This is a genomic window from Sulfurisoma sediminicola (assembly GCF_003865015.1).
Classification (GTDB): domain Bacteria; phylum Pseudomonadota; class Gammaproteobacteria; order Burkholderiales; family Rhodocyclaceae; genus Sulfurisoma; species Sulfurisoma sediminicola.
Map to the genome: position 1 here is coordinate 180,065 of NZ_BHVV01000003.1, position 26,685 is coordinate 206,749.

Genomic DNA, 26,685 nt, shown 5'->3' on the forward strand with positions numbered 1-26,685 from the left:
CCAAGGTTGGGTTCGGGTCTGAATGGACCGCTGAAAAACAAGAACAGCGGATTGTTAGCTAGCAAGGAGAGTAAGTAATGCCTACCTTTGTTCGTACCGAGAAGTGCGATGGCTGCAAGGGTCAAGACAAGACCGCCTGCATGTACATCTGCCCGCACGACCTGATGAAGCTCGACAAGGACGGTTCCGATACCGGCCACGCCATGAAGGCCTTCAACCAGGAGCCGGAGCAGTGCTGGGAGTGCTATTCCTGCGTCAAGATCTGCCCGCAGGGCGCCATCGAATGCCGTCACTACGCTGACGTCGTGCCGCTGGGCGGCTCGGTGCAGCCGATGCGCGGTTCCGATTCCATCATGTGGACCATCAAGTTCCGCAACGGCAACATCAAGCGGTTCAAGTTCCCGATCCGCACCACCCCCGAGGGCTCCATCGATCCGTTCGGCGGCAAGCCGATGCCGAAGCTCGCCGACCTGAACATCGACGGCGTCTTCACCAAGGAAGTCATGGGTGGTTTCCGTGCCGGCAACCCCGCCGAACTGATCCGCAAGTAATCTTTGATCGAGGAATAAAAAATGGCTGGTACTTTTGACAAACCGGAAGTCGTCCAGGAAGAACTGGACATCCTGCTGGTCGGCGGCGGCATGGCCTGCTGCGGAACGGCTTATGAAATCATGCGCTGGGCCGAGGCCGTCAAGGCCGAGACCGGCAAGGACCTTAAGATCAAGCTGGTCGACAAGGCCGCGCTGGACCGTTCCGGCGCCGTGGCGATGGGCCTCTCCGCCATCAACACCTACATCGGCGACAAGCAGGACCCCGCCGACTACGCCCGCATGGTCTCCAACGACCTGATGGGCATCACCCGTGACGACCTGGCCTACGATGTCGGCCGCAACGTCGATGACTCCGTCCATCTGTTCGAAGAGTGGGGCCTGCCCATCTGGAAAACCGATGCCGCCGGTGTTCGCCACGACGGCGCCGATGCCATCAAGGAAGGCCTGCCCGCGCTGAAGGACGGTGGTCAGCCGGTGCGTTCGGGCAAGTGGCAGATCATGATCAATGGCGAATCCTACAAGTGGATCGTCGCCGAAGCCGCCAAGAAGGCGCTCGGCCTCGACCGCATCCAGGAGCGTGTCTTCGTCGTGCATCTGATCAACGACAAGAACGATCCCACCCGAATCGCGGGCGCCGCCGGTTTCTCGGTGCGCGAGAACAAGATCTACATCTACAAGGCCAAGGCCATCATGCTGGCCGCCGGCGGTTGCGTAAACATCTTCCGTCCGCGTTCCGTTGGTGAAGGCACGGGCCGTGCCTGGTACCCGGTGTGGAACGCCGGTTCGACATACGCCATGGCTGCCGAAGCCGGCGCCGAGATGACCATGATGGAAAACCGTTTCGTTCCCGCCCGCTTCAAGGACGGTTACGGCCCGGTCGGTGCCTGGTTCCTGCTGTTCAAAGCCAAGGCCGCCAACGCCTACGGCGAAGACTACATGGCCAAGAACAAGGACATGCTGAACGACTACCCGCCCTACGGGCAGGCCGCCGTTCCCGCTTCCTGCCTGCGCAACCACCTGATGCTCAAGGAGATGAAGGAAGGCCGCGGCCCGATCTGGATGGACACCGTCACCGCGCTGGCCAAGCTGCGCGAGACCCTGTCGCCGAAAGAGGTCAAGCACCTCGAAGCTGAGGCCTGGGAAGACTTCCTCGACATGTGTATCGGTCAGTGCGGCGTCTGGGTCGGCGAGAACATCGAGCCCGAGAAGAAGATGTCCGAGCTGATGCCGACCGAGCCCTACCTGCTCGGCTCGCACTCCGGCTGCTGCGGCATCTGGGTGTCCGGCCCGACCGACGTCGGTGCCCCCACCGACGAGACCGAAGCTGGCGTGCCCGCTCACCTGCCGAAGGGCTGGAACTGGGGCTACCGCTCCATGACCACCGTCAAGGGTCTGTTCACCGCCGGTGACGGCGTGGGCGCTTCCGGTCACAAGTTCTCCTCCGGTTCGCATACCGAAGGTCGTCTGGCTGCCAAGGCCATGGTCAAGTACTGCCTCGACAACCCGGATCTCAAGCTGGAGTTCGACGAGACGACCGAACAGATCGCCGACGCGATCTGGAAGCCGGCCCGCACCTTCCTCGAGTTCAAGGACTACACGACCGCCATCGACGTCAACCCCAACTACATCACGCCGAAGATGCTGCAGTTCCGCCTGCAGAAGATCATGGACGAGTACGTTGCCGGTTGCGCCACCTACTACAACACCAACGACAAGATGTTGGCTGTTGCGGAAGAGAAGCTCGAGATGCTGAAGGAAGACGCCCAGAAGATGCGTGCGAAGGATCTGCACGAGTTGCTGCGCGCCTGGGAAAACTACCATCGCATCCTGACGGCCGAAGCCCACATGAAGCACATCCAGTTCCGCGAAGAGAGCCGTTACCCCGGCTTCTACTATCGCACCGACAAGAACTTCGTCGATGAGAAGAACTGGCACTGCTTCGTGAACTCGATCTACGACAAGAAGTCGAAGAAGTGGACCTGCTTCAAGCGTGCCCACGTCGATCTTATCGACAAGTCGAAGCTGTTCAAGGCTGCCGCGCCGCACTAAGCTGCCAGCAGCATCTGACCGGACGTCCCTCTTGCAGGGGCGTCCGGTTTTTCTTTTCACGATGGCGATGGCCTTGTTTTCAAAGGGGTGACCTCAAGCGTAAGCTGCGAGGTGTCCTTCGCAAACCAGACCGATTCAAAGAGGTGTGAGATGTCCCAGCCCGACGTTCCGTTTCCGCAAAGCCCCGTCGTCCCGACCATGGTCGACGGCGACCACACGATCCAGTTTTCCTGCCACAAGGGCATTTCCTGCTGGAACGCCTGTTGTTCCAACATCGACATCTCGCTGACGCCCTACGACATCGTCCGCCTCAAGAAGCACCTCGGCATCAGTTCCACCGAGTTCCTGCGCGACTACACCGTGCCCTATGAGATGGAAAAGGATGGCATGGCCGGCGTCAAGCTGCGTCCCATCGAAAACGGTACCGCCTGCCGCTTCATGCAGCCCGAGGGCTGCGGCGTCTACGCCGATCGTCCGACTGCCTGCCGCTACTACCCGGTGGCCCTGCTGTCGATGCGCCGCCAGGACGAATATGTCGATCGCCAGTCCTATGCCATCGTCAAGGAAGATCACTGCAAGGGCCACGAGGTTGCGCGCAGCATCAGCGTCGACGACTACCGCAAGGAACAGGGCCTGCCGGAATACGACGAGTTGGCCCGCGGCTGGCGCCAACTGGTGCTGAAGAAGAAATCCTCCGGCCCCACCATCGGCACGCCTTCGCTCAAGAGCCGACAGCTTTTCTTCATGGCCAGCTACGACATCGACACCTTTCACAGCTTTGTCGAAAGCGAGGCTTTTTCCAGGCTGTTCGCGATGACCGATGATGAGCGGACGCTGATCCTCGCCGACGACGTCGAGTTGTTGCAGTTTTCCTTCCGCTTTCTCAGGCAGGTGCTGTTCGGCGAACAGAGCATCGCGCTCAACGAGGAAGCTGCCAAGGAACGGCTGGAAAGCTGGAAGGCGCGCCAGATCGAGATCGAACGCGAGGCCGCCGAGAAGCGCGCCAAGCTCGACGAGGAAATGGCCCGGGAAGGCTTCAACGAGGAAGATTCCGGCCTTGGCGTCTGCGACGACGACGGCGCCAGCTGCGCGCGCGACTGAGGTTCCCTCATGCAAGACGTCGAGTTGATTTCGCCGCAACTGGCGATCCTGGACGAGGAGCCCTACTACCACGCCGTCGGCGACGAGGTGCCGCTGTTCGAGTCGGCCTGGCGCAACCGCCTGCCCGTACTGCTCAAGGGCCCGACCGGGTGCGGCAAGACGCGCTTCGTCGAGTACATGGCGTGGAAGCTCAAGCGGCCGCTGGTTACCGTGGCCTGCCATGACGACCTCACCGCCGCCGACCTGGTCGGCCGCTACCTGATCGTCGGCGGCCAGACGGTGTGGATGGACGGCCCGCTCGCGGCTGCCGTGCGCGCCGGCGCCATCTGCTATCTCGACGAAGTGGTCGAGGCGCGCAAGGACACCATGGTGGTGATCCATCCGCTGGCCGACTCGCGCCGCGTGCTGCCGATCGAAAAACGCGGTGAGCTGGTGCATGCCCCCGCGGGCTTCATGCTGGTGATCTCCTACAACCCGGGCTACCAGAGCGTGCTGAAGGAACTGAAGCAGAGCACGCGGCAGCGCTTCGTCGCCTTCGAGTTCGATTATCCCGATGCGGAATTGGAAGCGGCCATCGTCAGCCGCGAGACCGGCATCGGTGCCGATGTCGCCGCCAAGCTGGTGAAGTTCGCCGCGATGACGCGCAATCTCAAGGGCAGCGGCCTCGATGAAGGGGCCTCGACCCGCCTGCTGGTGCATGCCGGCAAGCTCATCGTCGACGGGGTGCCGCCGGTGGCCGCCTGCCGCGCCGCCATCGCCCAGGCCGTCACCGACGAGCCGGAGATGCTGGCGGCGGTGCACGAGATGTCTTCCTCGATCTTCTAATGTTGACGCCGGAAACGGCACAAGACATCGAGCCGCTGCTCGAACGCTGGCTTGAGGCCGAATTCACGCGCCACCCGGTTGCACCGCTCGCCGAGTCGATCGCCGCGCTGCCGCGGCGGCAGCGCGAGTTCGCGCTGGACTGGGTCAAGCGCACGGCGACGGTCAATGTGCATGTCGCGCACATGGTGGCGCGCCATGTGCCGGCCATGCTCGCCCACATGGATGCCCGCACGGTCGAAGCGTGGATCATGCAGGCGATGGACGCCTGCGACCGCGACGGACTCAAGGCCGCGCTCGAGGTGCTGCGTGACCCGCAGCGCTTCGTCCGCCTTGGCCGCGAGCATGCGGCTGGCGCGGTTTTCGACGACATTGCCGGCATCTTGCGCAGCTTCGTTTGCGGCCTCGCCGGTCGGGCGCTGCGTCTGGAACAGGGCGACGCGACGTGGACCGACGGCGAGACGCTGTACCTGCCGCCGGTGGTCGCCGAGATGGAAAGCGCCTCCGACAATTTCCAGCTGGCGAAGGCGATGGTCACGCTACTCTGGGCACAGACCCGCTTCGGCACCTTCCGCGCCGACGTCCTTGCACACTGTGCCCGTTTTCCCGACCCGGCGCGGGCGCAGCGGGTGTTCCATTCCCTGGAGACCCTGCGCCTCGAGGCATGCATCGGTCGCGAGTTGCCCGGCCTGGCGCGCGAAATGCGCCGCATGAAAGTCGGCACCCCAGGGGTACTTCCTTCGGGGCGCGCTGGCGGGACGCCGAACACGGCCTGGCTGGACTACGCGGTACGGCTGGCGGCGCCGGCGAGCACGGTCGAAGACACCCTGAACCTCCTGGCCAGCGCCTATGCCGATGAGCCTGCCGTGCCGCCGTGGCAGGGGCAACTCTTCCCCGAAAGGGTGGCGGAGCTGATGGCCGCCCGTATCGAGCGCGAGAAGATGCTGCTACGGGTGAAGCTCGACACCCTGCTCGAGGAACGTCAGCAGGCGCCACGCGACGGTGCGCTGGCGCCGGAGATTGCACTCAAGGCACTGGAAAGCGAGGTGATGGAGCTGCCGCGCTTCGAGATGACCATCGATGCTGCGCCGGTGCCGATCCCGGAGGACATCCGCCAGCTGCTGACATCGATCCAGCTCGACCTCGGCGAGATTCCGCCGGAATACCTGCAACCCGCCGGCCCAGGCGAGTATGACCCGAGCCTGATCCAGCCCGAGCAGAAAGACCCCGACGAGGTGTGGAAGGGCACCTACCATGAGGAGGGCGCGATGTTCTTCCCCGAGTGGGACTACGGCCGCCAGCACTATCGCAAGAACTGGTGCGTTGTGCGCGAGAAGGACGTGGCAGCGGTGGATGACGAGTTCGTCGCCGGTGTGCTGCGCCGCTATGCCGGGCATGCGCGCCAGCTGCGCCGTACCTTCGAGGCCATGCGCGATGCCGACCGCCGCGACAAGCGCCAGACCGAGGGCGACGACGTCGACTTCGATGCGCTGGTCGAGAGCATCGCCGAGCATCACGCCGGACAGGAATGGAACGATCGCGTGCTGTCGCGTCTGCACCGATCGGAGCGCGACATCGCCGCGCTGTTCCTGATCGACATGAGCGGCTCGACCCAGGGCTGGATCAACGAGGCCGAGCGCGCGGCGTTGATCCTGCTGTGCGAGGCCTTCGAGGCCCTGGGCGACCGCTATGCCATCTACGGCTTTTCCGGCATGACGCGCAAGAAGTGCGAGATTTTCCGCATCAAGCGCTTCGACGAACCCTACGACGAGACGGTGCGTGGCCGCATCTCCGGCGTGCGGCCGCAGGACTACACGCGCATGGGTTTCGCCATCCGCCATGCCACCGAGCTGCTGCTCGAGGTCGAGGCGAAGACGCGCCTGCTGATCACGCTGTCGGACGGCAAGCCCGACGACTACCACGACAACTACCGCGGCAAGTACGGCATCGAGGACACACGGCGCGCGCTGCTCGAAGCCACCCGCGCCGGCATCCGGCCGTTCTGTATCACCCTCGACCAAGAAGCCCGCGACTACCTGCCGCACCTCTACGGCGCGGCGCGCTACACCGTGGTCGATGATGTGGCGCGCCTGCCGTACAAGGTGGCCGACATCTACCGCCGGCTCACGGTGTGATCGCCGTGCCGCCATCCGCTATCGCGAGGAGAGCATTTCTTGCTCGACCGCCTTGTAGCGCAGTTGCTTCATCAACGCCGACAACGCGCCGACGTTAGTCGGCAAAGTCATTGCTTGCCTAGCCTGACTGGTTGGACGCCGTAGGCGGCACTTTTCCCCAAACGGCGTAGATCGGGTCGGACAGCTTCGTCATGCGGTAGTACTTGTCATCCGGGGGGCGCGGCAGGCCGCGCAGCGATTCGGCGTGTAGATCGGAAAATTTCCCGCTGCGCGAGAAATACTCGAGCACGAGGCCGATGCGCTCGAACGGATGCAACTCGCTCCACAGGCGGATGGCCTTGGGCGGAAACCAGCGCTCCGAGAAACTCGCGAGGAAGATACCCCCCGGCTTGAGCACCCGCGCGACCTCATCGAAGACAGCCAGTGGCTGCACCAGATATTCGACCGAGAGAGCGCAGAGCACGGTGTCGAATTCCGCCGCGGCGAAGGGCAGGGTCGGATTGGCATTGAGATCCTGCACGACGTGTTGTGCCAGCCTCGGATTTCGTGCCAGTTCGTCGGCGTTCATGCCCAGCCCGGATACGGATACGCCGATGTCGGTGGCGTCATCCGGCAGGTGCGAATTGCAGCTCGCCATGAGATCGAGCACGCGCATGCCGGGTGCAAGGAAGCGCCGATGCAGTATGCGCATATGTTCCAGGGCCGTCGCATCGAGGTGGTCGACGAAGCGCGGGGCGGCATAGAAGTCGCCGTCGCTGCCTTCATCGCTGCGGGCGAAGTCCTCGCCCAGCGGCGAGGTTGCCGCGCCCCCGGCCAGCACTGCCTGCATGCCGGGGCCGTTGGCCAGCAACTGCGGCAGGAGGTCGCCGGCTGCCGCAGCGGGCTGCGACGATGCTGACGATAGCACCGTCGCGTCGATTGCCAGGGGCAGGCCGGCCAACGGCGGGTTGAGATCGACGGTGACGGTCTGCGCGTCGGCGTCGATGACGCGCATCGGAGCGCGGTCTCCCGCGCTGAAATCCTGGCGGCCGGCGAGGACAAGACGGGGAAACCAGCGCCCCGGGCGCGGCTCGATGCGCTGCCCGCCCAGGGCGATCGGCCAGTCGCTGCGTGCCGTCGCGATGCGAAGTCGAGCATCGGCGGGGCCGAGCAGCATGCCTTCGGCGACGGTGGCAGCTGCACCGAGACTAGGTTGGGAGTGCAAGGAACTCTCGCCAATCCGGATGTTTGAAGGATCGATGCCATGGAAGATGCGGCGGTCGCGATAGTGCGCACGGCGGTCCTGCCAGCGCACCGCGAGCTCGAGGTCAATGCGCCGGGTCATCGGGGCATTCCGTGGCGGTGGTGTGCATGCGGATTAAGACGGGTGGAAAAAAGATGGCGCCCGCAGGCGCCATCGTCATCGAGCAATCGCGTTTGTCGCTCAGTTCTTTGAGACGACCTGCTTGCCGAACTCCCAGCGCGCGCCGCCGGATTCGATCGCGGCGAAGGTGCTGCTGACCTCGAAGGTCTGGATCGAAATGCCGAGTTGGCGGGCGATCTGCGTGGCGGAGAAGATGCCACGGATGCGCTGCTCGCCGGTGATCGGGTCGCGATCGACGATCAGTGCGTGCTGGCGGGCCGAGTCGCGCAGGGTGGTGACGATGTGGCCGACCATCGACTTGAGCACATTGGTCATGTCGATCGCCTCGATCTTTTCGCGCGGTGTCATGAGATCGGCAACGTTCAATTCGGCGTGCTTGCCGCCCTTTTCCTCGAGCATCTTGACCGGCTTCTCGCCCATGGTATCGCGGGCGGTGATCACACCTTCGACGAAGCCGGCGGCATCGACGACGAGCAGCAGGCGCACGCCGCGGGCGATCATCGCCTGGGTGGCCTGGGCAGCGGTCGCATCCGGGCGGATGGTGGCTGCAGGCACCTGGCACAGGTCGGTCATGACGGCGACTGCGGGCGAGTCCATTTTGATCAGGCGCGGCACGCCGCCGCCGGGGGGCAGGTAGCTGGTGCCCTCCTTGATGATCTGCATCGGCAGCGCCTTGTAGGCGGACTTTTCCATGGTGTCTCTCCGCTGGCGGGCAGGCTTACTTGTTGGCGATCTTTTCGAGCGCTTCGGTGCGGATCAGCTGGCCATTGAGGCCGGCGTCCTTGGCGCTGCTGCCGTAGGCGACGGCCATCAGCTGCGAGTAATACACCACCGGCACGGCGAAGTTGGTACCGTGCTTGCGGTTGATCTCGGACTGGTAGACCTCGACGTTGGCCTGGCACAGCGGGCAGGGCGTGACGATCAGCTCGGCCTTGTGGTCCAGCGCCGACTCGACGATGTCGCGGATCTGCTTCTGCGACTTCTCCGGCTCGGAGAAGGCGAGGGCGCCGCCGCAGCAGGCCACCTTCTGCTCGTATTTTTCGAGCGGTTCGCCGCCCAGCACCTCGATGAACTTGTCGAGATACTTCGGATTTTCGAAGGATTCGCCGTCGATGCCGAAGGGGCGGTTGGTCTGGCAGCCGACGTAGCCGGCGATCTTGAGACCCTCGAGCGGCTTGACCACGGGGGCCTTGATGGCGTCGTAGCCGAGGTCCTCGATCAGCACTTCGACCATGTGGCGCACCTTGACCTTGCCTTCGTACTTGAGGCCGGCGGCGGCGAGCGCCTCGTTGGTTTCCTGCATCAACTGCGCGGTGTGGTCAAGACGCTCCTTGGACTCGCGCGCGCCGAGCCAGCAGGCGGCACAGGTGGCGACGATGTCCTGGCCCGGCAGGTGCTGCTCGGCCAGGGCGAAGTTGCGGGCGTTGATCGCCAGCCGCGGCAGTTCGCCGCCCTCGGCGTAGCCGATGGAAGCGCCGCAGCAGTTCCAGTCGGGAATCTCGGTCAGCTTGATGTCGAGCTTGTCGCACATCGCGGTGACCGAGGTCAGGTAGTTGGCGGCGGAGGACTTGGCCTGCGACGAGCAACCGGGGTAGAACGCATATTCCTTTTTCGCCATTTCTCTCTCTCCGTCGGGTCTTAGGCGGCAAAGCCCTTCTTGCGGTCTTCGATTTCCTTCGCCTTGGCCAGCACGGCGTGGAAGCCTTTGAGGTCCTTGACGCTATGGCCGCCGAAGATCTCCATCGGGTTCAAGCGTCCGGCAAGCACCATGCCGAGACCGATCTTCTGCATGTTCATCGCCGTCTGGATGCCGGGGCCGATGCCGTTGGCGAAGTAGAGCGACAGGGTCAGCATCAGCTCATTGGTGCGGCCGCGCTTGGTCAGGTTTTTCCAGAACATCACGGCGAACTCGCGCGTCGGCTGGCCCTTGGGAGCGATGCCGAGGCGGTGCGCGTAGTTGGCCAAGCCATGCATGATGTGGGTGATCGGCAGCTTGCGCGGGCAACGGGCGATGCAGTTGTAGCACGAGGTGCACATCCACATCGAGTCGGATTGCAGGACTTCGTCGCGCTTGCCGGCGCGGATCATCATGAAGATCTTCTGCGGCGTATGCTCCCAGGCGGGGCCGAGCGGGCAGGAGCCCGCGCAGACGCCGCACTGCATGCACATCTTGACCCAGTGCCCCTCTTCGACGCGCTCCTCGACTTCCTTGAGGAAGTTGTTCTTGTAGCGCGCGACGGCTTGTTGGTTTGCGTTGCTCATATTGTCATCCGCTCCTTCTTAGCCAAAGCCCTTCATGGGCGAGGGGCCGAGCTTGTCGAGTTCGGCGACATAATCGTCGATCAGTTTGGCCACGCGCGCATTGTCGGTGATGGCAACTTCGTGCGTCACCACGCGCTCGGACTCGATGCCCATCTGCTTCAGGGTGTCGCCGATCTTGCTCATGCGGTAGGAGGCCATCTCCGAGCCCTTGACGAAGTGGCACTGGTAATCGTCGCCCTTCTTGCAGCCCATCATCATCACGCCGTCGTAGCCGCCGTTGAGGGCATCGGTGATCCAGATGGTGTTGACCGAGCCGAGGCAGCGCACGGGGATGGCGCGGACGTAGGCCGAGTAGGTCAGACGCTGCACGCCGGCCATGTCGAGCGCCGGGTAGGCGTCGTTCTCGCAGGCCAGCACCAGGATGCGCGGCTTCTCCTCGTCCTCGTCCGGCACATTGACGGCCTTGATCTGCATGCCGACGGTGTCGCACGAATAGTTCTCGAAGGAAATCACGCGTACCGGGCAGGCGCCCATGCAGGTGCCGCAACGGCGGCAGCGTTGCTCGTTGAAGACCGGGAAGCGCTTCTCATCCTCGTCAATGGCACCGAACGGGCATTCCACCGTGCAGCGCTTGCACTGGGTGCAGCCTTCGAGACGTGCGCTCGGGAACGACAGGTCCCAGGCGCGCGGATGCGCGGCGCGGCCCTGCGAAGCGTTCTCGACGGCCTGGATCGCCTTCAGCGCGGCGCCGGTGGCGTCTTCGGTCGCCTGCAGCATGTCCATCGGACGCCGGGTCGGGCCGGCGGCGTAGATGCCGGTGCGGCGCGTCTCGTAGGGGAAGCAGATGAAGTGCGAGTCGGCGAAGCCATGCTTGAACTGCGGCACGTCCGGACCCTGGCGATAGTTGAGGTTGAGGACGGAAATCGTCTTCATCTCGGTACGCTGGACCTTGGCCTCCTCGTTGCCGCCCTCGGCCGCGGTGTTGACCTCGGTCCAGGCATCGAGATTGACGCCGGCGTTGGCCACCTGGCCGGTGGCGAGCACCACCAGGTCGGCATCGATCGAGGTCTGCTCATCAAGGATCAGGTCCGTGAAGTCGACCTTGCAGGAATCGCCGCCGCTGACTTTGGAGGCCTTGCCCTTGGTGAAGATCACGCCCTTCTGCTGGGCGCTGCGGTAGAAGTCCTCGCCCATACCCGGCACGCGCAGGTCGGTGTACATGACCACGGTGTCGACGTCGGGGTTGGCGTCCTTGAAGTACATCGCCTGCTTGATGCTGGTGGCGCAGCAGTGGCCGGAGCAGTAGGAGAGGTGGGTACCTGTCTCGTCGCGCTGGCCGGCGCATTGCACGAACACCACGGACTTGACTTCCTTGCCGTCGGCACGCTTGATGGCACCGCCGTTGGCCGTCTTGGCCAGAGCTTCGAGCCCGGCCTGGTCGACCACGTTGGCCTGGCCGCCGCCGAGTTCGGGCAGTTTGGCCATGTCGTAGGGAGTGAAGCCGCTGGCCTGGACGATGGCGCCGACGGTTTCATCGCTGACGGCGCCCGATTCCTGCGCCAGTTTGACGGTGAAGCGGCCCGGCGCGCCGCCGGTCTCGGCGACCGTCGTGTTCAGATGCACCTTGATTTTGGCGTTGCCGGTGACCTTGGCGACCATCTCCTCGACGCCGGTGGCCTGGGGCTCGGCGTAGGGGCTGCTGAAGGGCACGCGCTTCCACAGCTTGGATGCGAAACCACCGAGCGCGCCGGTCTTCTCGACCAGCACGGCCTCGTAGCCGGCTTCGGCCGCGGCCAGCGCCGCGGTCATGCCGGACATGCCGCCGCCGACGACCATGATGCGCTTGTTCTGGGCGTCGCCCTTGTTGGGGTTGCCCTCGGGCAGCTTCATCTTCTTGACTTCGGCGCAGCCCATGCGGACGTAGTCCTCGGCCATTTCCTGGCGGACCTCGTCATGGTCGGCGCCTTCGGCCACGACCCAGAGCACGCCCTCGCGCAGGTTGGCGCGGGAGACGGCGACGGTGGGGAAGCTGAAGGCCTCGGCCTTGGAGCGGCGCGAGCAGGCGGCGATGCACAGGTGGGTGACGCCATCGTTGGCGATGTCGTCCCTGATCATCTGCACGCCCTCGGCGTTGCAGAGGAAGGGGTGATTCTTGATCACCGCCATCTTGCCTTCGGTCTTGGCGACCTTCTCCAGGCCGGCGACGTTCATCTTGTCGCCGATGCCGCAGCCGGAGCAGATGTATGCAGCGTATTTAATGTCGGCCATGATTACGCGGCCTCCGTCGAAGCAGTTTTATGGATCACTTGGATAGCCTTGAGACTGGCCGCCGTGGCGCTTTGCACCGCGCGGTTGACGTCGAGCGGGCTGGAGGCCGCGCCGGCGCCGATCATGCCGCCGTCCTTGGAACCCTCGATGAAGTTCGAGGAGTCGAGGACGATGTCGTCAGGCAGTTTGACGCCGGTGACTTCCGGCTCCATGCCGACGGCCAGCACGACGAGGTCGTGCTCGGTGGCGTAGCGATGGTAGCCCTCGGTATCGACGCCATGCAGCACCGGGTTGCCGTTTTCCTTGTTCTCGGCGATGCGGGCGACCTTGGACTTGACGAAGCTGACGGTCGCGTCCTTCTGCACCATCTGGTAGAAATCCTCGAAGCGGTCGATGGCGCGGATGTCGATGTAGTAGATCGTCGACTTGCCCGCGTCGCCGTAGGCTTCGCGCACGTACTGGGTCTGCTTAAGCGAGGCCATGCAGCAGATGCGCGAGCAGTGGCGCAGGTGGTTCTCGTCGCGCGAGCCGGCGCACTGGATGAAGGCGATGTCCTTGGCTTCCTTGCCGTCGCCGGGACGCAGGATCTTGCCGCCGGTGGGGCCATGGGGATCGGCCAGACGCTCGAACTCGACGCTGGTGATCACGTTGGCGTAGCGGTCGTAGCCGTAGGGCTGGATCTTGTTGGCGTCATAGGGACGCCAGCCGGTCGCCCAGACCACGGCGCCGACGTTGAGCTGGACGTTCTCATCCTTCATGCCGAGGTCGACCGCGCCGTACTTGCAGGCAGCCTTGGCGGCTTCGCCCTCGGCGGTGCCGGCGATCGACGGGTCGATGACGTAGCGCTGCGGGTAGGCCATGGCGTGTGGCAGGTAGGCCGCCTTGACCTTGGCGCCCGTCTTGCCGTCGCCGTAGTTGTACGTGTCCGCCACCTCGCTGGTCACCGCCTTGCCGCAGTCGCCGCAGGCCGTGCAGTTTTCGTTGACGTAGCGTGGCGCGACCTTCAGCGTCACGGCGTAGTTGCCGCGACTACCGGCGACGGCCGTGACCTCGGTCATGGTCATCACGCGCACGTTGGGGTTGCCCTTGATGCGCTTGAGATTGATCTCCAGCCCGCAAGTCGGGTGGCACATCTTGGGGAAGTAGCGATAGAGCTGGGCAGTGCGGCCGCCGAGCGTGGGGGTCTTTTCGACCAGGATGACCTGTTTGCCGCATTCAGCGGCCTCCAGGGCAGCGGTCATGCCGGAGATGCCGCCGCCGACGACGAGGATCGTCTGGCCTGTAGCGATTGAAGCCGTCACATCGAGCCTCCGATGAAGAGTGTTCGGGTGTTCGGATTGAACGCGTCGATTCTACTCTCGGCCTTCTGTGGGCAAACCGGCCGAAATCAAGTTTTTTGGAAAAAAATTCCTATCGCCGGATAGGGCTCGCAAATTTGAGCGTTTTGCGGGGTTGGCGGCGCCTGATGCAGTGCGCCGTGGCGCCAGCGCCGCTTTGTTTCCGCTCAGGTCGGCGTGCGGCAGAGTTCGAAGCTCAGGGAGTCGAGGTCGCCGAGTATCCATGTCGCCGGCGCGCCGGCGATGCCGGCGACGGTGCCCGGATTCACCAGCCAGGTCTTGCCGCCGAGGATGTTGGGCTCCTGGGTGATCAGCGCTTCGTGGCTGTGACCGCAACAGACGACGTCGTAATCGCCGGTGCAGGCCATGCCGCGGCCTAGGTGAGGATAGTGCGTGATGAAGATGCGCCGCCCGCCCAGGGTAATGCCGGCGTCGTGGCCGTGATAGTGCAGCAGGTCGTCGGAGTTGCAGGCCAGCCGCCCGATAGCGACGGGATCGCCGAGGTTGTTGCCATGGACCACGTGCATCGGCAGGCCGAGCTTGAGCGAGGCACGCAAGGTGTTGCCGCCGATGATGTCGCCGCAATGGATCACGGCTTCGGCACCTTGCGCCTTGGCGTCGGCGACGGCGGCCGACAAGTGCTGCGCGCGATCGTGGCTGTCGGAGACGATACAGATTTTCATTTTTGTCCGGGGATGGTGAAGTGCTCGCCAACGGCGAAACCGAAAACGCTGTCGAGGCCGAGTTCGATGATCAGCCGATCCACCGCGGCCTGGCCGTGTTCGTGCGCAACTTCGGCCAGCACCAGGCGGGCGCCGTTGCGCTGGTAGCCGCCGCCGAAGCTCACCTGGCGGGCGAGCAGTTCGCGGGCGCGGTCGAGGGTCATACGATCAGCGGGCCGAAGTATTCCTCGCCGTCGTTGGCCTTGCTGAAATCGACGGCGTTCATGCCCGAACGCATGCCGGCCTTTTCGCGTTCGTGGTCGGATTGCACCTGCAGCAGGGTGATCACGCAGTCGCCCAGGTTGTCGTACTCGTCCTTGCCGGTGCCGAACTGCTGGGCTTCGGTGTAATAGAACTGGCAGCGGAAACGGCTATCGCCGGTCTTAAATACGACGAAGTGGGCGCCGCGTTGATCCCAGATCACGGTCGGGCAGGTGTCGAGCGCCTCGGTGAGCTGGTCGAGCATCAGTTCGGCATCGGCAACCTCAATGGGTATGTCCTGGCCGTAGCGTTCCCGCAGACACTGTTTGACCAGTTGTTTTTCCCGCTCCGTGAAGTCGGGGATGGTTGTGTTCATGGGTTGGCCTCTAACCTTGTTTGCGGAAAGGGATGGGGAAGCTTATCCGAAAATAAAAACTTTCCGCTTGTTGATCTGGATCAAATTTTGTAAGAATATCGCTAGGTTCTAATTTACCGTTTGCCCGTCGCCCATGCAAGCCTCCCCCGCACCAGCTCCGGTTACGGAGATCAAGAACACCACCTGCTACATGTGCGCCTGCCGTTGCGGCGTGCGCGTCCATCTTCGCGATGGGCAGGTTCGCTACATCGATGGCAACCCGAACCATCCGCTCAACAAGGGCGTGATCTGCGCCAAGGGCAGCTCGGGCATCATGAAGCAGTATTCGCCGGCCCGACTGACGCGGCCGCTGCGGCGAAAGGCCGGCGCCGAGCGCGGCCTCGGCGAGTTCGAGCCGATCAGCTGGGAGGAGGCCTTCACCATTCTCTCCGAGCGCCTGGCCAAGATCCGCGCCACCGACCCGAAGAAATTCGCGCTGTTTACCGGCCGCGACCAGATGCAGGCGCTCACCGGCCTGTTCGCCCGCCAGTTCGGCACGCCCAACTACGCCGCGCATGGCGGCTTCTGCTCGGTCAATATGGCCGCCGGCATGATCTACACCATCGGCGGTTCCTTCTGGGAGTTCGGCGGGCCCGATCTGGATCGATCGAAACTCTTCGTGATGATCGGCACCGCCGAAGACCATCATTCCAATCCGCTCAAGATGGCGTTGGGCAAGTTCAAGCGTGACGGCGGCCGCTTCATTTCGATCAACCCGGTGCGTACCGGCTACTCGGCCATCGCCGACGAATGGGTGCCCATCCGTCCCGGCACCGACGGCGCGCTGCTGCTGGCGATCATTCACGAGATCATCGCGCTCGGCCTCTACGACCGCGACTTCCTGGTCAAGTATTCCAACTCCGGTCAACTGATCAACGTCAATGAGGACAGCGACGAGTTCGGCATGTTCCTGCGCACCGAGGTGCCGGAAGAGGAGGCCTGCTACGACCCGCAGGACAAGCTCTGGTGGGACCGCAATACCGACAAGGCTGTCGTCACCCATCAGGCCGGTGCCGACCCCTATCTCTTCGGCGAGTTCACGCTGCGCGACGGTACGCCGGTCAAGCCTGCGTTCCAGCTGCTGAAGGAGCGCGTCGAGAACTACACGGCGGATTGGGCCGCCGGCATCACCGGCATCCCGGCCGACACCATCCGTCGCCTGGCGCGAGAGATGGGCGTCACCGCCCGCGACCAGCGCATCGAACTGCCGATCAACTGGACCGACTCCTGGGGCAACGAGCACGATACCGTGACCGGCAACCCCGTTTCATTTCACGCCATGCGCGGCCTGGCGGCGCATTCCAACGGTTTCCAGACCATCCGCGCGCTGGCCATCCTGATGTCACTGCTCGGCACCATCGACCGCCCGGGCGGCTTCCGCCACAAGGTGCCGTTCCCGCGTCCGATTCCGCCCTGTGCCCGCACGCCGAACACCCCGCTGGCGGTCAAGCCGAATCACCCGCTCGATGGCCTGGCGCTGGGCTGGCCGTCCGATCCCGACGACCTCTTCGTCGACGAGCAGGGTCAGCCGGTGCGCATCGACAAGGGCTTCTCCTGGGAGTATCCGCTGTCGGTGCACGGTCTGATGCACAACGTCATCACCAACGCCTGGCGCGGCGACCCCTACAGCATCGACACGCTGCTGATCTTCATGGCCAACATGTCGTGGAATTCCACGATGAACGCCGTCGAGGTCCGCAAGATGCTCAACGACAAGGGTGAGGATGGCGAATACAAGATTCCCTTCCTCGTCGTCTGCGACGCCTTCCAGTCCGAGATGACGGCCTTCGCCGACCTGGTGCTGCCGGACACGACCTATCTCGAGCGCCACGACGTCATGTCGATTCTCGACCGACCGATTTCCGAGTTCGACGGCCCGGTCGATTCCGTGCGCATCCCGGTGGTGCCGCCGACCGGCGAGTGCAAGCCGTTCCAGGAAGTGCTGATCGAGATCGGCGCGCGCCTCAAGCTGCCGGTGTTCGTGAACAAGGATGGCAGCCGCAAGTACCGCGACTACCCGGACTTCATCGTCAATTACGAGACCGAGCCGGGCTCGGGCATCGGCTTCCTTGCCGGTTGGCGGGGCAAGGGCGGCGAGAAGATGCTGCGTGGCGAGCCAAACCCGAACCAGTGGGAGATGTACGCCAAGAACGACTGCGTCTTCCACTACGAACTGCCCAAGAGCTACCAGTACATGCGCAACTGGAACAAGGGCTATCTCGAATGGTCGCAGCGCAACCGGGTCACCCGCTACGCCGAACCGATCCTGATCCACATCTATTCCGAGGTTCTGCAGAAGTTCCGCACGGCCGCGCAGGGCAAAGGCCCCACGCGCAAGCCCCCGGAACACCTGAAGAAACGCATCGAGACCTATTTCGATCCGCTGCCCTTCTACTACGAGACGCTGGAGTCGCAGGCATCCGACAAGCACAAGTACCCGCTGTGCGCAGTGACCCAGCGGCCGATGGCGATGTACCACTCGTGGGACTCGCAGAATGCCTGGCTGCGGCAGATCCACACCCACAACTATCTGTACGTGAACACCCACACGGCGCGCGTCGCAGGAATCGCGGACGGCGACTGGATCTGGGTCGAATCGCAATGGGGCAAGGTGCGCTGCATGGCCAAACATTCCGAGGCCGTCGAGCCGGGCACGGTATGGACCTGGAACGCCATCGGCAAGGCGGCCGGTGCCTGGAACCTGACGCCGGATGCCAACGAGTCGCAGCGCGGCTTCCTGCTCAATCACGTGATCTCGGAGGAGCTGCCGGCAAGCGTCGACAAGGCCGGTCCGGGCAAGTTGTCCAACTCCGACCCGATCACGGGCCAGGCGGCGTGGTACGACGTGCGCGTCCGCATCTACAAGGCCGAGGCGGGCGAGCCCGAGCAGACTTCGCCGCAGTTTGAAACCATGAAGCCCTATCCCGGCCAGCCCGAGCGCAAGAGCGTCTGGAATTTCTTCGCGGGGAAAAACAAATGACTCAGCTCGCCCTAGTAATCGACCTCAACGTCTGCGTCGGCTGCCAGGCCTGCGTCACCAACTGCAAGGAATGGAACACATCCGGCGATGCCGGCCCCATGGTCGACCAGAACCCCTACGGCAAGGATCCGACCGGCACCTTCTTCAACCGCGTGCAGACCTTCGAGGTCGGCGAATTTCCCAACACCGAAACCATTCATTTTCCGAAGTCCTGTCTCCATTGCGAAGATCCGCCCTGCGTGCCGGTGTGCCCGACGGGTGCGTCATACAAGCGCAAGGAGGACGGCATCGTTCTCGTCGATTACGACAAGTGCATCGGTTGCAAGTACTGCTCCTGGGCCTGCCCCTACGGCGTGCGCGAGTTCGACGAGTCGCAGAAGGTGATGAAGAAATGCACTCTCTGCGTCGATCGCATCTACGATCCCAACATGACCGAGGAGGAGCGTCGCCCGGCTTGCGTGCGCGCCTGCCCGACCAGTGCTCGCCTCTACGGCGATATCCATGACCCGGAATCGGAGGTCAGCCACGCCATCCGCGAAGCCGGCGGCTACCAGCTGATGCCGGAGTGGGGCACCAGCCCGGCCAACCACTACCTGCCGCGGCGCAAGACCAAGCTGCGCCTGCGTCACGACGAAATCGAGCGTGCCGACAACCCGCTCAAGATCGACGGCCTGCTGCCCAAGCCGAGCAAGTCCGAGCCCTCGCTCGACGACGTCACCTCCTGGTAATCGAGGTTTTCATGCATCCAGCATTCTCTGTCATCTTCCTCACTACTCTCATCGGTGTCGGTCAGGGCCTGTTCCTGGCGCTGTTCACCGCCCAGTCCTATGCCCTGTTCGATTTGCTGCCGAAGCAGGATGGCCATGCCTTCTACGCTCATGGCAGCCTCATCGCCCTGCTGTTCCTGATCGGCGGCCTGGTGGCTTCGTTCTTCCATCTCGGTCGACCCGAGCGCGCATGGCGGTCTGCGACGCAATGGCGCACATCGTGGCTGTCGCGCGAAGTGATCGTGTTGCCGGCCTTCATGGGCACAGTGTTTCTCTACGGCATCGCGCACCTGTTCGACTTCAAGCCGGTGGTGGCGACGCTGCCCGGCGGCATCGCCATCGATCTCACGGTGGTGATCGGTGCTGTCGGTTGGGTGCTGGCGTTTGCGCTCTATGTCTGCACCGGCATGATCTACGCCTGCCTGCGTTTCCTGCGCGAATGGCATTCATCGCTGACGGTCATCAACTACATCCTGCTCGGCGGGGCCTCGGGCTTCACGCTGGCGACCGTCTTCGCCGCCGCTGCCGCGCCCGATCTGGTGCGCTTCTTCGCCGGTTGGGCGGCCATCATCACCCTGCTTGGCCTGGTCAGTCGCGCAGCGTCGCTGGTCCGCAATGCCCGCCTGAAGCCCAAGTCGACATTGCAGTCGGCCATCGGCATCAAGCATCCCAAGATCGTGCAGAAGGCACAGGGCTTCATGGGCAGTTCCTTCAACACCCGCGAATTCTTTCATGGCAAGAGCGTCGGCTTCCTCCGTTCGATCAAGTGGATATTCCTCTTGCTGGCCTTTGTCGTTCCGGCGCTGCTCCTGGCCACGGCCCTCACCGGCGTCGGCGCGCTGGGCCTGATGCTCATTGCCTTCGTGGTGCAGTATCTGGGGCTGATGGCGGAGCGCTGGTTCTTCTTTGCCCAAGCCAATCATCCGCAGAATCTCTACTACCAAGCCATCGGTTGATTCGGCCGCCTCGACTGCTGCATTGCAACAGCGATGATGGTTGCTAAGGTTGGCCGCGTCGGAATATCATCGCGTACTTAATTTCCGGGCGCCGGCTTGGCTCGGCGCCGCTAACAACGGTTCGTTTTACCCTTCACCCACAACACACTCTGCGAGGAAACGAAATGAATTTCGACAAAGAACTCGACGCCCGCGGCCTCAACTGCCCGCTGCCCATTCTGCGCGCCAAGAAGGCCCTGGCCGAGCTGACGCCCGGCCAGATCCTGCGCATCCTGGCGACCGATCCGGGTTCGGTCAAGGATTTCCAGGCGTTCGCCAAGCAGACCGGCAACGAGCTTCTCTCCAGCGCCGAGAACAACAAGGAATTCGAGTTTTTCATCAAGCGCAAGTAATTTTCCCTCGCTGGCCCGGGTCTGACGGCACGGGCCAGCGTGCCGCACGATCGGGATCCAAGAATAATCCGCCCGAACGTCGGGATTTTCCTGCAATACCGCAATACCGCGTGACGGGCGATTTCCACAACAGCCGCGTCAATCTGAATGTCTAAGGAGGACACCATGGGCGCCACCCCCGAAGTTGCCGTCATCGACGATCTGATCCGCCAGCGCCTCGACGAAATCCTGCCGCAGAAATTGCAGGAACTCGAGGACTCCAAGACCCCCTCGTTGGCCATCATCGCCACCAAGGGCACCCTGGACTGGGCCTATCCGCCCTTCATCCTTGCCTCGACCGCAGCCGCGCTGGGCTGGGATGTCACCATCTTTTTCACCTTCTACGGGCTGCAGCTGGTCAAGAAGGATGTTTCCGACCTCAAGGTCAGCCCGCTGGGTAATCCCGGCATGCCGATGAAAATGCCCTTCGGTCCGGACTGGTTTAAGAGCATCAACTGGAACATCCCCAACGTCATCCAGGCCGGCATCCCCGGCTTCGAAACCGTCGCCACCAAGTTGATGCAGCAGACCATCGCCAACAACGGCGTTGCCAAGATCGAGGAACTGCGCGAACTGTCGCAGGAGGCCGGCGTCAAGTTCGTCGTCTGCCAGATGACCGTTGAGCTCTTCGGCTTCAATCACGAGGACTTCGTCGACGGCATGGACTACGTCGGTGCCGCCTCTTTCCTGCCGGTGGCGCAGAAGGCCGACGTCACGCTCTTCATCTGATGTTGTTTCTTTGCAACATGAATCAAAAGCGCCCCATCACGGGGCGCTTTTCCTGTTGCCGGGCGGACCACTGCCCCACTATAGTTCGGACAGTCCCTCAGTCCAGAAATCGGGACTGAGTTGTTAGTTTAGGTTTGGTTTGTAACCCATTGATCCAACGAACCCTGCGTCGCGGGAGGAGAAATATGAAGCTCAAGAAGATCGCTGCAATGCTGACTGTCGCCGGCCTCGCGGCCCCGGCCTTTGCAACCAACGGCATGAACATGGAAGGCTACGGCCCGATCGCCACCGGCATGGGCGGCGCCTCGATGGCCTACGACAACGGCACGGCCGCAATGATCAACAACCCCTCGACCCTGGGTCTGATGAAGAGCGGCACCCAGCGTTTCGACATCGCGATCGGCGGCCTTCATCCCAATGTCGGCGTCGGTGTGAGCGTCCCCGGCATGGGCAGCTTCGGTAGTTCCGATTCGTCGGGCAACGCCTACTACATGCCTGCGATCGGCTATGTGCGCAAGGACGGCAACCTGACCTGGGGCGCCGGCATGATGTCCCAAGGCGGCATGGGTACCGAATGGGGGCGGACCTCTGTGCTCAGCTCGGGCGGCTTCAGCTCGCTCGGCGCGCTTTTTGGCCCGACCAACCAGGAGCAGCGCTCCGAACTCGGGTTCGGCCGCCTCCTGCTTCCGCTGTCCTACGATTTTTCTCCGAATTTCCGTGTCGGCGGCTCGATCGACTACGTCTGGGGTGGCCTCGATGTCATGATGACGGTTGACGGCAACATGTTTGCCGCCATGGCGGGCAACATGAACAACGCCAACAAGCGCGCCATCGGTTACGTGAACGGCAACTCGTCCATGCTCGCCAGCCTTGGCCCCTTGGCTGCTGCCGGCTTGGACTATGCCCACATCTCGGCCTCCGAGGGTACCAACAAGTTCCAGCAGGAGCTGACGACCAATGGCTGGGCCGGCAACATCGGCTTCCAGTGGCAGGCGACCCCGCAGATGGCTGTCGGTGCCGTCTATCACGCACGCACCCAGCTGGACGACATGGCCGGCAGTGCCACCATGACCCTCCAGTGCTCGGCGGCCGTTTGCCCCGGCACCGCTTCGAAGCAGATGTCCATGCGCGGCAACATGCGCGTGATCAACTTCCAGTGGCCGGAAACCATCGCGGTGGGCATGTCCTACCAGGCGAGCGACAAGTGGCTCCTCGCCGCCGACTACAAGAACATTCAGTGGTCGAAGGTGATGCAGAAGTTCGCCATGCGCTTCGACTCGGGCGGCCAGTTCATCGACTTCGGTCTCAACCAGAACTGGGACGACCAGAACGTATTCCAGTTCGGCGCCTCCTACAAGTTCGACGAAGCTCTTACCCTCCGCATTGGTGCGAACCTCGCCGACAATCCGATCCCGGATGGCAACCTGAACCCGCTGTTCCCCGCGACGGTCACGAATCACTACACGTTCGGCGCTGGTTATGGCTTGAGCAAGTCTTCGGCAATCGATTTCTCGCTCACCATTGCGCCGGAAGTCAGTGCCACCAACCCGGGCAAGGCGGCCGCCACGGCTCCCTTCACCGCAGCGCCGATCCCGGCGATTTCCACCAGCCACGGCCAGACCAACTGGCAGCTGATGTACAGCAACAAGTTCTAATCCGGGAACTGCAATTGACGCTAGAATCGGCGACGCATTGTGCGTCGCCGATTTTTTTAGCCTGATGCTTTATAAGAAAATCATCGTTCACTAAAACAAAGGAGACTCCATGAAACGACTAATTTCGGGTGCTGTTCTGATGCTCGCCGCCATGTCCGCCTGGGCGCTGCAACCCTTCGTTCATCCGGACGCCAAGGTCGCTGGCGGCGGCGTCAAGGCCGCGATGAGTGCAGCCGAGCAGAAGCTGACCGGCGCCGGCTTCACGGTCGTCGGCAAGTACCAGCCGCAGGGCATCCCCAGCCACGGCGTGATCGTCGTCACCGACAGTGGCCTTACCGACGCCGTGAAGGGCATCGGCGGCACCGCCGTCGTCGCCATCCCGATCCGCGTCGGCGTCAAGTCCGACGGCACGGTGTCCTACGCCAACCCCGAGTACTGGGGCCGCGCCTATCTGCGCAAGAGCTTCGGCAAGGCCGAGGGCGCCATCAAGGGCGTGGTCGGCAAGCTGGAAAAGGCGTTCGGCGCGGGCAAGCCTTTTGGTGGTGAAGTCGATGCCGACGATCTGGCCAACTACAAGTACATGTTCGGCATGGAGCGCTTCGACGACCGCTCGACCGTCAAGGACTGGGGCAACTTCGACACCGCGCTCAAGACCGTTCGCGACAACCTCGCCAAGGGGGCCGGCAACCTGAGCAAGGTCTATGAACTGGTCTACGCAGACAAGAAGATCGCCGTCATCGGCGTAGCCATGAACGACAAGACTAACGGCGAGGGCAGTTGGATCGGCAAGGTTGGCGGCGCCGAGCATATCGCCGCATTGCCGTGGGAAGTGTTCATCGTCGACGGCAAGGTCATGGCTCTGCACGGTCGTTTCCGCACCGCCCTGGCGTTCCCGTCGCTGACCATGGGCCAGTTCATGTCCATCGGCGACCACCCGGACACGGCCCTAAAGATGATGGAAGACGTTGCCGGCGTGAAGTAAACGCGCCGATGACGCTGTGCGCACGCCGCCACATGGGCGGCGTGGCGCCAGCGCCGAGTTTCCTCGAACTCCGCTTTCGCTAGCCCCTTCCTTCCAGGCGCGCCAGCTGGCTTGCCAACTTCTCGCGCACTGCCGCAAAGTCCGCGAGACGCTCTCTTTCCTGCGCCACCACGGCGGCAGGTGCACGCTCGACGAAGCTCGGTGTGGCGAGTTTTTTCTCTGCCTTGGCGATTTCGGCTTCCATGCGCGCCAACTCCTTCCCCAACCTGTCCTTCTCGGCGGCAATGTCGATTTCGACCTTGAGCATGAGGCGGAACGGGCCGACGATTTGCACCGGCGCTTCGGAATCGGGCAGCACATCCGTCGCGACGACTTCGCTCACTCTGGCCAACGCAGCCAAATAGGGTCCGATCGCCTGCAATGTCGCCGTATCGCCCGAAGCGATCAACGGTACCTTCAGCGCCGGCGACATGTTCATCTCGCCGCGAAGGCTGCGGCAGGCGCTGACCAAGTCCTTGAGCAACCGGATGCGTGCTTCGGCGCCGCTGTCGATCCGCGCCGCGTCACTTGCAGGATAAGGCTGTTGCATGATCGACTCGCCCTGTTGCCCGGCGAGCCCCTTGACCGACTGCCAGAGTTCCTCGGTGATGAACGGGATCAAGGGGTGGGCCAGGCGCAGCGTCGCCTCGAGCACGCGCACCAACGTGCGACGCGTTGCGCGCTGGCGCGCCTCACTCGGTGACTGAAGGCTGACCTTGGCCAGTTCGAGATACCAGTCGCAGTACTCGTCCCAGACGAATTCGTAGATCGCGCGGGCCAGCAGGTCAAAGCGGTAATCGGCGTAGTGCTTGGCGACCTCGGCCTCGGCTCGCTGCAACAGCGAGACAATCCAGCGGTCGGCGTCGCTGTAGTCGAAATCGGCAGCATCGTCGAGGCCGACATCCTTGCCTTCGCAATTCATCAGCACGAAGCGCGTGGCGTTCCATAGCTTGTTGCAGAAGTTGCGATAGCCCTCGCAGCGGCTCATGTCGAACTTGATGTCGCGCCCGGGGCTGGCCAGCGAGAGAAAGGTGAAACGCAACGCGTCGGTGCCGAAGCCGGGAATTCCGTTCGGATGCTCCTTGCGCGTGCGCTTCTCGATTTGTTCGGCCTGCTTCGGATTCATCAGGCCCGTGGTGCGCTTCTTCACCAGTTCGTCGAGCGTGATGCCGTCGATCAGGTCGATCGGGTCGAGAACGTTGCCTTTCGACTTCGACATCTTCTGGCCTTCGGCGTCGCGGATCAGGCCGTGGACGTAGACGTGCTTGAAAGGGATCTTGCCGGTGATGTGCTTGGTCATCATCACCATGCGGGCGACCCAGAAGAAGATGATGTCGAAGCCGGTGACCAACACTGTAGAGGGCAAATAGAGGTCGAGTGCGGGGTTCGACTTTGCCGGCCACTCGGGCGTCCAGTCGAGGGTCGAGAAGGGCCATAGCGCGGACGAGTACCAGGTATCGAGCACATCGGGGTCCCGCTCGAGGCCGCCCGTGTAACCGTCGTTGCGCGCCTGGGCGTAGGCTTCCGCCTCGTCGTGGGCGACATAGACCCGGCCGTCGTCGGAATACCACGCAGGGATCTGGTGTCCCCACCAGAGCTGCCGCGAGATGCACCAGTCCTGGATGTTGTTGAGCCATTGATTGTAGGTGTTGACCCACTGCTCGGGCACGAACTTGATCTCGCCCGCGGCCACGCATTCGAGTGCCTTGCCGGCGATCGACATGCCATCGGCGCAGGGCTTGGACATGGCGACGAACCATTGATCGGTCAGCATCGGTTCGATGACTGCGCCGGTGCGGTCGCCGCGCGGCACCATCAGCTTGTGCGGTCTGGTCGACACCAGGAGGCCCTGCGCCTCGAGGTCGGCGACGATGGCCTTGCGAGCGTCGTAGCGGTCCATCCCACGGTATTTTTCGGGCCCGAGCTCGTTGATGCGGGCGTCGAGCGTAAGGATGGAAATGGGCGCAAAGCTGTGGCGATGGCCAACCTGCCAATCGTTGAAATCGTGGGCGGGCGTGATTTTGACGCAGCCTGTGCCGAACTCACGGTCGACGTAACTGTCGGCGATGACAGGAATCGTCCGGTCGCACAGGGGAAGTTGGACATGCTTGCCGACCAGATGGGTGTAACGTTCATCCTCGGGGTTCACCGCCACGGCGACGTCGCCGAGCAGGGTTTCCGGTCGCGTGGTCGCGACGATCAGTGCGCCATCACCCTCGGCGAAGGGATAGCGGATCTCCCACATCGAGCCGTCCTCTTCCTCGCTGACGACCTCGAGATCCGAGACGGCGGTGAGCAACTTGGGATCCCAGTTGACGAGACGCTTGCCGCGGTAGATGAGGTCTTCGCGATAGAGCCGGACGAAGGTTTCGGTGACGATCTTCGACAGGCCGGCATCCATGGTGAAGCGCTCGCGCGTCCAGTCCGGGCTGGTGCCGAGCCGGCGCATCTGGCGGGTGATGGTACCGCCGGAGTATTCTTTCCATTCCCAGACCTTTTCGAGGAACTTCTCGCGACCGAGGTCGTGGCGGCTGATGCCCTGGGCGTCGAGCTGGCGCTCGACCACGATCTGGGTGGCGATGCCGGCGTGGTCGGTGCCCGGCTGCCACAGGGTGTTGGCACCACGCATGCGGTGATAACGGGTCAGGGCATCCATGATGGCCTGGTTGAAGCCGTGGCCCATGTGCAGGGTGCCGGTGACGTTGGGTGGCGGCAGCAGGATGCAGAAGTTGTCCGACTTCGAGGTGTCGAGACCGGCGGCGAAATAACCGCGTGCCTCCCATTCGGGGTACCAGCGCCGCTCGATGGCGGCGGGTTCGAAGCTCTTGGCGAGTTCCATGAGTTGGCGTGGGGAAGAAGGCGGGAAACCCGGAATTATAAGCGCCGGCGTAGTCGCCTCGGCCGCGATGCCAACTCCGTA

General features: G+C 63.3%; 22 protein-coding genes. 12 read left to right on the forward strand and 10 right to left on the reverse strand.

Features of this window, described 5'->3' with window-relative positions:
- Positions 1-77 precede the first annotated feature (77 nt).
- The 5 genes from aprB to EJE94_RS07230 all read left to right on the forward strand — a co-directional run bounded on the left by aprB (position 78) and on the right by EJE94_RS07230 (position 6,658).
- Positions 78-551: an adenylyl-sulfate reductase subunit beta gene (gene aprB / locus EJE94_RS07210; protein ID WP_121242475.1), complete on the forward strand. Its 474-nt coding sequence runs from the start codon at positions 78-80 to the stop codon at positions 549-551.
- Positions 552-572: 21 nt separating this feature from the next.
- Positions 573-2,600 (forward strand): adenylyl-sulfate reductase subunit alpha, encoded by a 2,028-nt coding sequence (gene aprA / locus EJE94_RS07215; protein ID WP_121242473.1) that lies wholly within the window; start codon positions 573-575, stop codon positions 2,598-2,600.
- Positions 2,601-2,750: 150 nt separating this feature from the next.
- Entirely contained in the window at positions 2,751-3,701 is a 951-nt protein-coding gene (locus EJE94_RS07220; RefSeq protein ID WP_121242471.1) for a YkgJ family cysteine cluster protein, read from the forward strand.
- Positions 3,702-3,710: 9 nt separating this feature from the next.
- Positions 3,711-4,526: a CbbQ/NirQ/NorQ/GpvN family protein gene (locus EJE94_RS07225; RefSeq protein WP_121242469.1), complete on the forward strand. Its 816-nt coding sequence runs from the start codon at positions 3,711-3,713 to the stop codon at positions 4,524-4,526.
- A complete protein-coding gene (locus EJE94_RS07230; RefSeq protein WP_121242467.1) occupies positions 4,526-6,658 on the forward strand; it encodes a nitric oxide reductase activation protein NorD in 2,133 nt (710 codons plus the stop codon). The genes EJE94_RS07225 and EJE94_RS07230 overlap by 1 nt, the downstream gene beginning before the upstream one ends.
- Before the next feature lie 118 nt (positions 6,659-6,776).
- Here EJE94_RS07230 and EJE94_RS07235 read toward each other — a convergent pair whose 3' ends face one another.
- From EJE94_RS07235 to EJE94_RS07275, 9 genes are all read right to left on the reverse strand, one after another.
- Positions 6,777-7,982 carry a methyltransferase domain-containing protein gene (locus EJE94_RS07235; protein WP_121242465.1) on the reverse strand — a complete coding sequence of 402 codons (1,206 nt, stop codon included), beginning with the start codon at positions 7,980-7,982 and terminating at the stop codon, positions 6,777-6,779.
- A gap of 99 nt (positions 7,983-8,081) precedes the next feature.
- Positions 8,082-8,714 (reverse strand): CBS domain-containing protein, encoded by a 633-nt coding sequence (locus EJE94_RS07240; protein ID WP_121242463.1) that lies wholly within the window; start codon positions 8,712-8,714, stop codon positions 8,082-8,084.
- 25 nt (positions 8,715-8,739) lie between these two features.
- Entirely contained in the window at positions 8,740-9,639 is a 900-nt protein-coding gene (locus tag EJE94_RS07245) for a CoB--CoM heterodisulfide reductase iron-sulfur subunit B family protein (RefSeq protein WP_121242461.1), read from the reverse strand.
- Between the two features lie 20 nt (positions 9,640-9,659).
- A complete protein-coding gene (locus tag EJE94_RS07250; protein WP_121242459.1) occupies positions 9,660-10,283 on the reverse strand; it encodes a 4Fe-4S dicluster domain-containing protein in 624 nt (207 codons plus the stop codon).
- 18 nt (positions 10,284-10,301) lie between these two features.
- The gene (locus EJE94_RS07255) at positions 10,302-12,551 is read right to left on the reverse strand and encodes a hydrogenase iron-sulfur subunit (protein WP_121242457.1); all 2,250 of its coding nucleotides are present in this window, start codon (positions 12,549-12,551) and stop codon (positions 10,302-10,304) included.
- Positions 12,552-12,553: 2 nt separating this feature from the next.
- Positions 12,554-13,852, reverse strand: coding sequence for a CoB--CoM heterodisulfide reductase iron-sulfur subunit A family protein (locus tag EJE94_RS07260; protein ID WP_121242455.1), 1,299 nt, complete (start codon positions 13,850-13,852; stop codon positions 12,554-12,556).
- A gap of 203 nt (positions 13,853-14,055) precedes the next feature.
- Entirely contained in the window at positions 14,056-14,571 is a 516-nt protein-coding gene (locus tag EJE94_RS07265; protein WP_121242453.1) for a metallophosphoesterase family protein, read from the reverse strand.
- On the reverse strand, positions 14,568-14,774 hold the full coding sequence (locus tag EJE94_RS07270) for a hypothetical protein (protein ID WP_121242451.1): 207 nt from the start codon (positions 14,772-14,774) through the stop codon (positions 14,568-14,570). The genes EJE94_RS07265 and EJE94_RS07270 overlap by 4 nt, the downstream gene beginning before the upstream one ends.
- Entirely contained in the window at positions 14,771-15,187 is a 417-nt protein-coding gene (locus EJE94_RS07275; RefSeq protein ID WP_121242449.1) for a hypothetical protein, read from the reverse strand. The genes EJE94_RS07270 and EJE94_RS07275 overlap by 4 nt, the downstream gene beginning before the upstream one ends.
- A 133-nt stretch (positions 15,188-15,320) precedes the next feature.
- On the opposite strand from EJE94_RS07275, the gene EJE94_RS07280 reads away from it, so the two are divergent.
- The 7 genes from EJE94_RS07280 (at position 15,321) to EJE94_RS07310 (ending at position 23,726) form a co-directional block, all read left to right on the forward strand.
- A complete protein-coding gene (locus EJE94_RS07280; RefSeq protein WP_121242447.1) occupies positions 15,321-18,206 on the forward strand; it encodes a molybdopterin oxidoreductase family protein in 2,886 nt (961 codons plus the stop codon).
- Positions 18,203-18,934, forward strand: coding sequence for a 4Fe-4S dicluster domain-containing protein (locus EJE94_RS07285; RefSeq protein ID WP_121242445.1), 732 nt, complete (start codon positions 18,203-18,205; stop codon positions 18,932-18,934). Before EJE94_RS07280 ends, EJE94_RS07285 begins: the two co-directional genes overlap by 4 nt.
- A gap of 11 nt (positions 18,935-18,945) precedes the next feature.
- Positions 18,946-19,929 carry a dimethyl sulfoxide reductase anchor subunit family protein gene (locus EJE94_RS07290; RefSeq protein WP_121242443.1) on the forward strand — a complete coding sequence of 328 codons (984 nt, stop codon included), beginning with the start codon at positions 18,946-18,948 and terminating at the stop codon, positions 19,927-19,929.
- Between the two features lie 164 nt (positions 19,930-20,093).
- Complete coding sequence (locus tag EJE94_RS07295) at positions 20,094-20,321, forward strand: sulfurtransferase TusA family protein (protein ID WP_121242441.1); 228 nt, start codon at positions 20,094-20,096, stop codon at positions 20,319-20,321.
- Positions 20,322-20,486: 165 nt separating this feature from the next.
- Complete coding sequence (dsrE2, locus tag EJE94_RS07300; RefSeq protein WP_121242440.1) at positions 20,487-21,089, forward strand: sulfur carrier protein DsrE2; 603 nt, start codon at positions 20,487-20,489, stop codon at positions 21,087-21,089.
- Between the two features lie 185 nt (positions 21,090-21,274).
- Positions 21,275-22,744 (forward strand): OmpP1/FadL family transporter, encoded by a 1,470-nt coding sequence (locus EJE94_RS07305; protein WP_121242439.1) that lies wholly within the window; start codon positions 21,275-21,277, stop codon positions 22,742-22,744.
- Between the two features lie 109 nt (positions 22,745-22,853).
- Positions 22,854-23,726, forward strand: a complete 873-nt coding sequence (locus EJE94_RS07310) for a hypothetical protein (RefSeq protein WP_243642551.1) — start codon at positions 22,854-22,856, stop codon at positions 23,724-23,726.
- A 79-nt stretch (positions 23,727-23,805) separates the two neighbouring features.
- Here the strand turns inward: EJE94_RS07310 and EJE94_RS07315 are convergent, their stop codons facing one another.
- A complete protein-coding gene (locus tag EJE94_RS07315; RefSeq protein WP_121242438.1) occupies positions 23,806-26,604 on the reverse strand; it encodes a valine--tRNA ligase in 2,799 nt (932 codons plus the stop codon).
- Positions 26,605-26,685: the final 81 nt, after the last annotated feature.

Bases quoted from the DNA above. Each gene is read 5' to 3' on its own strand.
- aprB (WP_121242475.1), top strand. From the start codon at position 78: ATGCCTACCTTTGTTCGTACCGAGAAGTGCGATGGCTGCAAGGGTCAA.
- aprA (WP_121242473.1), top strand. From the start codon at position 573: ATGGCTGGTACTTTTGACAAACCGGAAGTCGTCCAGGAAGAACTGGAC.
- EJE94_RS07220 (WP_121242471.1), top strand. From the start codon at position 2,751: ATGTCCCAGCCCGACGTTCCGTTTCCGCAAAGCCCCGTCGTCCCGACC.
- EJE94_RS07225 (WP_121242469.1), top strand. From the start codon at position 3,711: ATGCAAGACGTCGAGTTGATTTCGCCGCAACTGGCGATCCTGGACGAG.
- EJE94_RS07230 (WP_121242467.1), top strand. From the start codon at position 4,526: ATGTTGACGCCGGAAACGGCACAAGACATCGAGCCGCTGCTCGAACGC.
- EJE94_RS07235 (WP_121242465.1), bottom strand. From the start codon at position 7,982: ATGACCCGGCGCATTGACCTCGAGCTCGCGGTGCGCTGGCAGGACCGC.
- EJE94_RS07240 (WP_121242463.1), bottom strand. From the start codon at position 8,714: ATGGAAAAGTCCGCCTACAAGGCGCTGCCGATGCAGATCATCAAGGAG.
- EJE94_RS07245 (WP_121242461.1), bottom strand. From the start codon at position 9,639: ATGGCGAAAAAGGAATATGCGTTCTACCCCGGTTGCTCGTCGCAGGCC.
- EJE94_RS07250 (WP_121242459.1), bottom strand. From the start codon at position 10,283: ATGAGCAACGCAAACCAACAAGCCGTCGCGCGCTACAAGAACAACTTC.
- EJE94_RS07255 (WP_121242457.1), bottom strand. From the start codon at position 12,551: ATGGCCGACATTAAATACGCTGCATACATCTGCTCCGGCTGCGGCATC.
- EJE94_RS07265 (WP_121242453.1), bottom strand. From the start codon at position 14,571: ATGAAAATCTGTATCGTCTCCGACAGCCACGATCGCGCGCAGCACTTG.
- EJE94_RS07270 (WP_121242451.1), bottom strand. From the start codon at position 14,774: ATGACCCTCGACCGCGCCCGCGAACTGCTCGCCCGCCAGGTGAGCTTC.
- EJE94_RS07275 (WP_121242449.1), bottom strand. From the start codon at position 15,187: ATGAACACAACCATCCCCGACTTCACGGAGCGGGAAAAACAACTGGTC.
- EJE94_RS07280 (WP_121242447.1), top strand. From the start codon at position 15,321: ATGCAAGCCTCCCCCGCACCAGCTCCGGTTACGGAGATCAAGAACACC.
- EJE94_RS07285 (WP_121242445.1), top strand. From the start codon at position 18,203: ATGACTCAGCTCGCCCTAGTAATCGACCTCAACGTCTGCGTCGGCTGC.
- EJE94_RS07290 (WP_121242443.1), top strand. From the start codon at position 18,946: ATGCATCCAGCATTCTCTGTCATCTTCCTCACTACTCTCATCGGTGTC.
- EJE94_RS07295 (WP_121242441.1), top strand. From the start codon at position 20,094: ATGAATTTCGACAAAGAACTCGACGCCCGCGGCCTCAACTGCCCGCTG.
- dsrE2 (WP_121242440.1), top strand. From the start codon at position 20,487: ATGGGCGCCACCCCCGAAGTTGCCGTCATCGACGATCTGATCCGCCAG.
- EJE94_RS07305 (WP_121242439.1), top strand. From the start codon at position 21,275: ATGAAGCTCAAGAAGATCGCTGCAATGCTGACTGTCGCCGGCCTCGCG.
- EJE94_RS07310 (WP_243642551.1), top strand. From the start codon at position 22,854: ATGAAACGACTAATTTCGGGTGCTGTTCTGATGCTCGCCGCCATGTCC.
- EJE94_RS07315 (WP_121242438.1), bottom strand. From the start codon at position 26,604: ATGGAACTCGCCAAGAGCTTCGAACCCGCCGCCATCGAGCGGCGCTGG.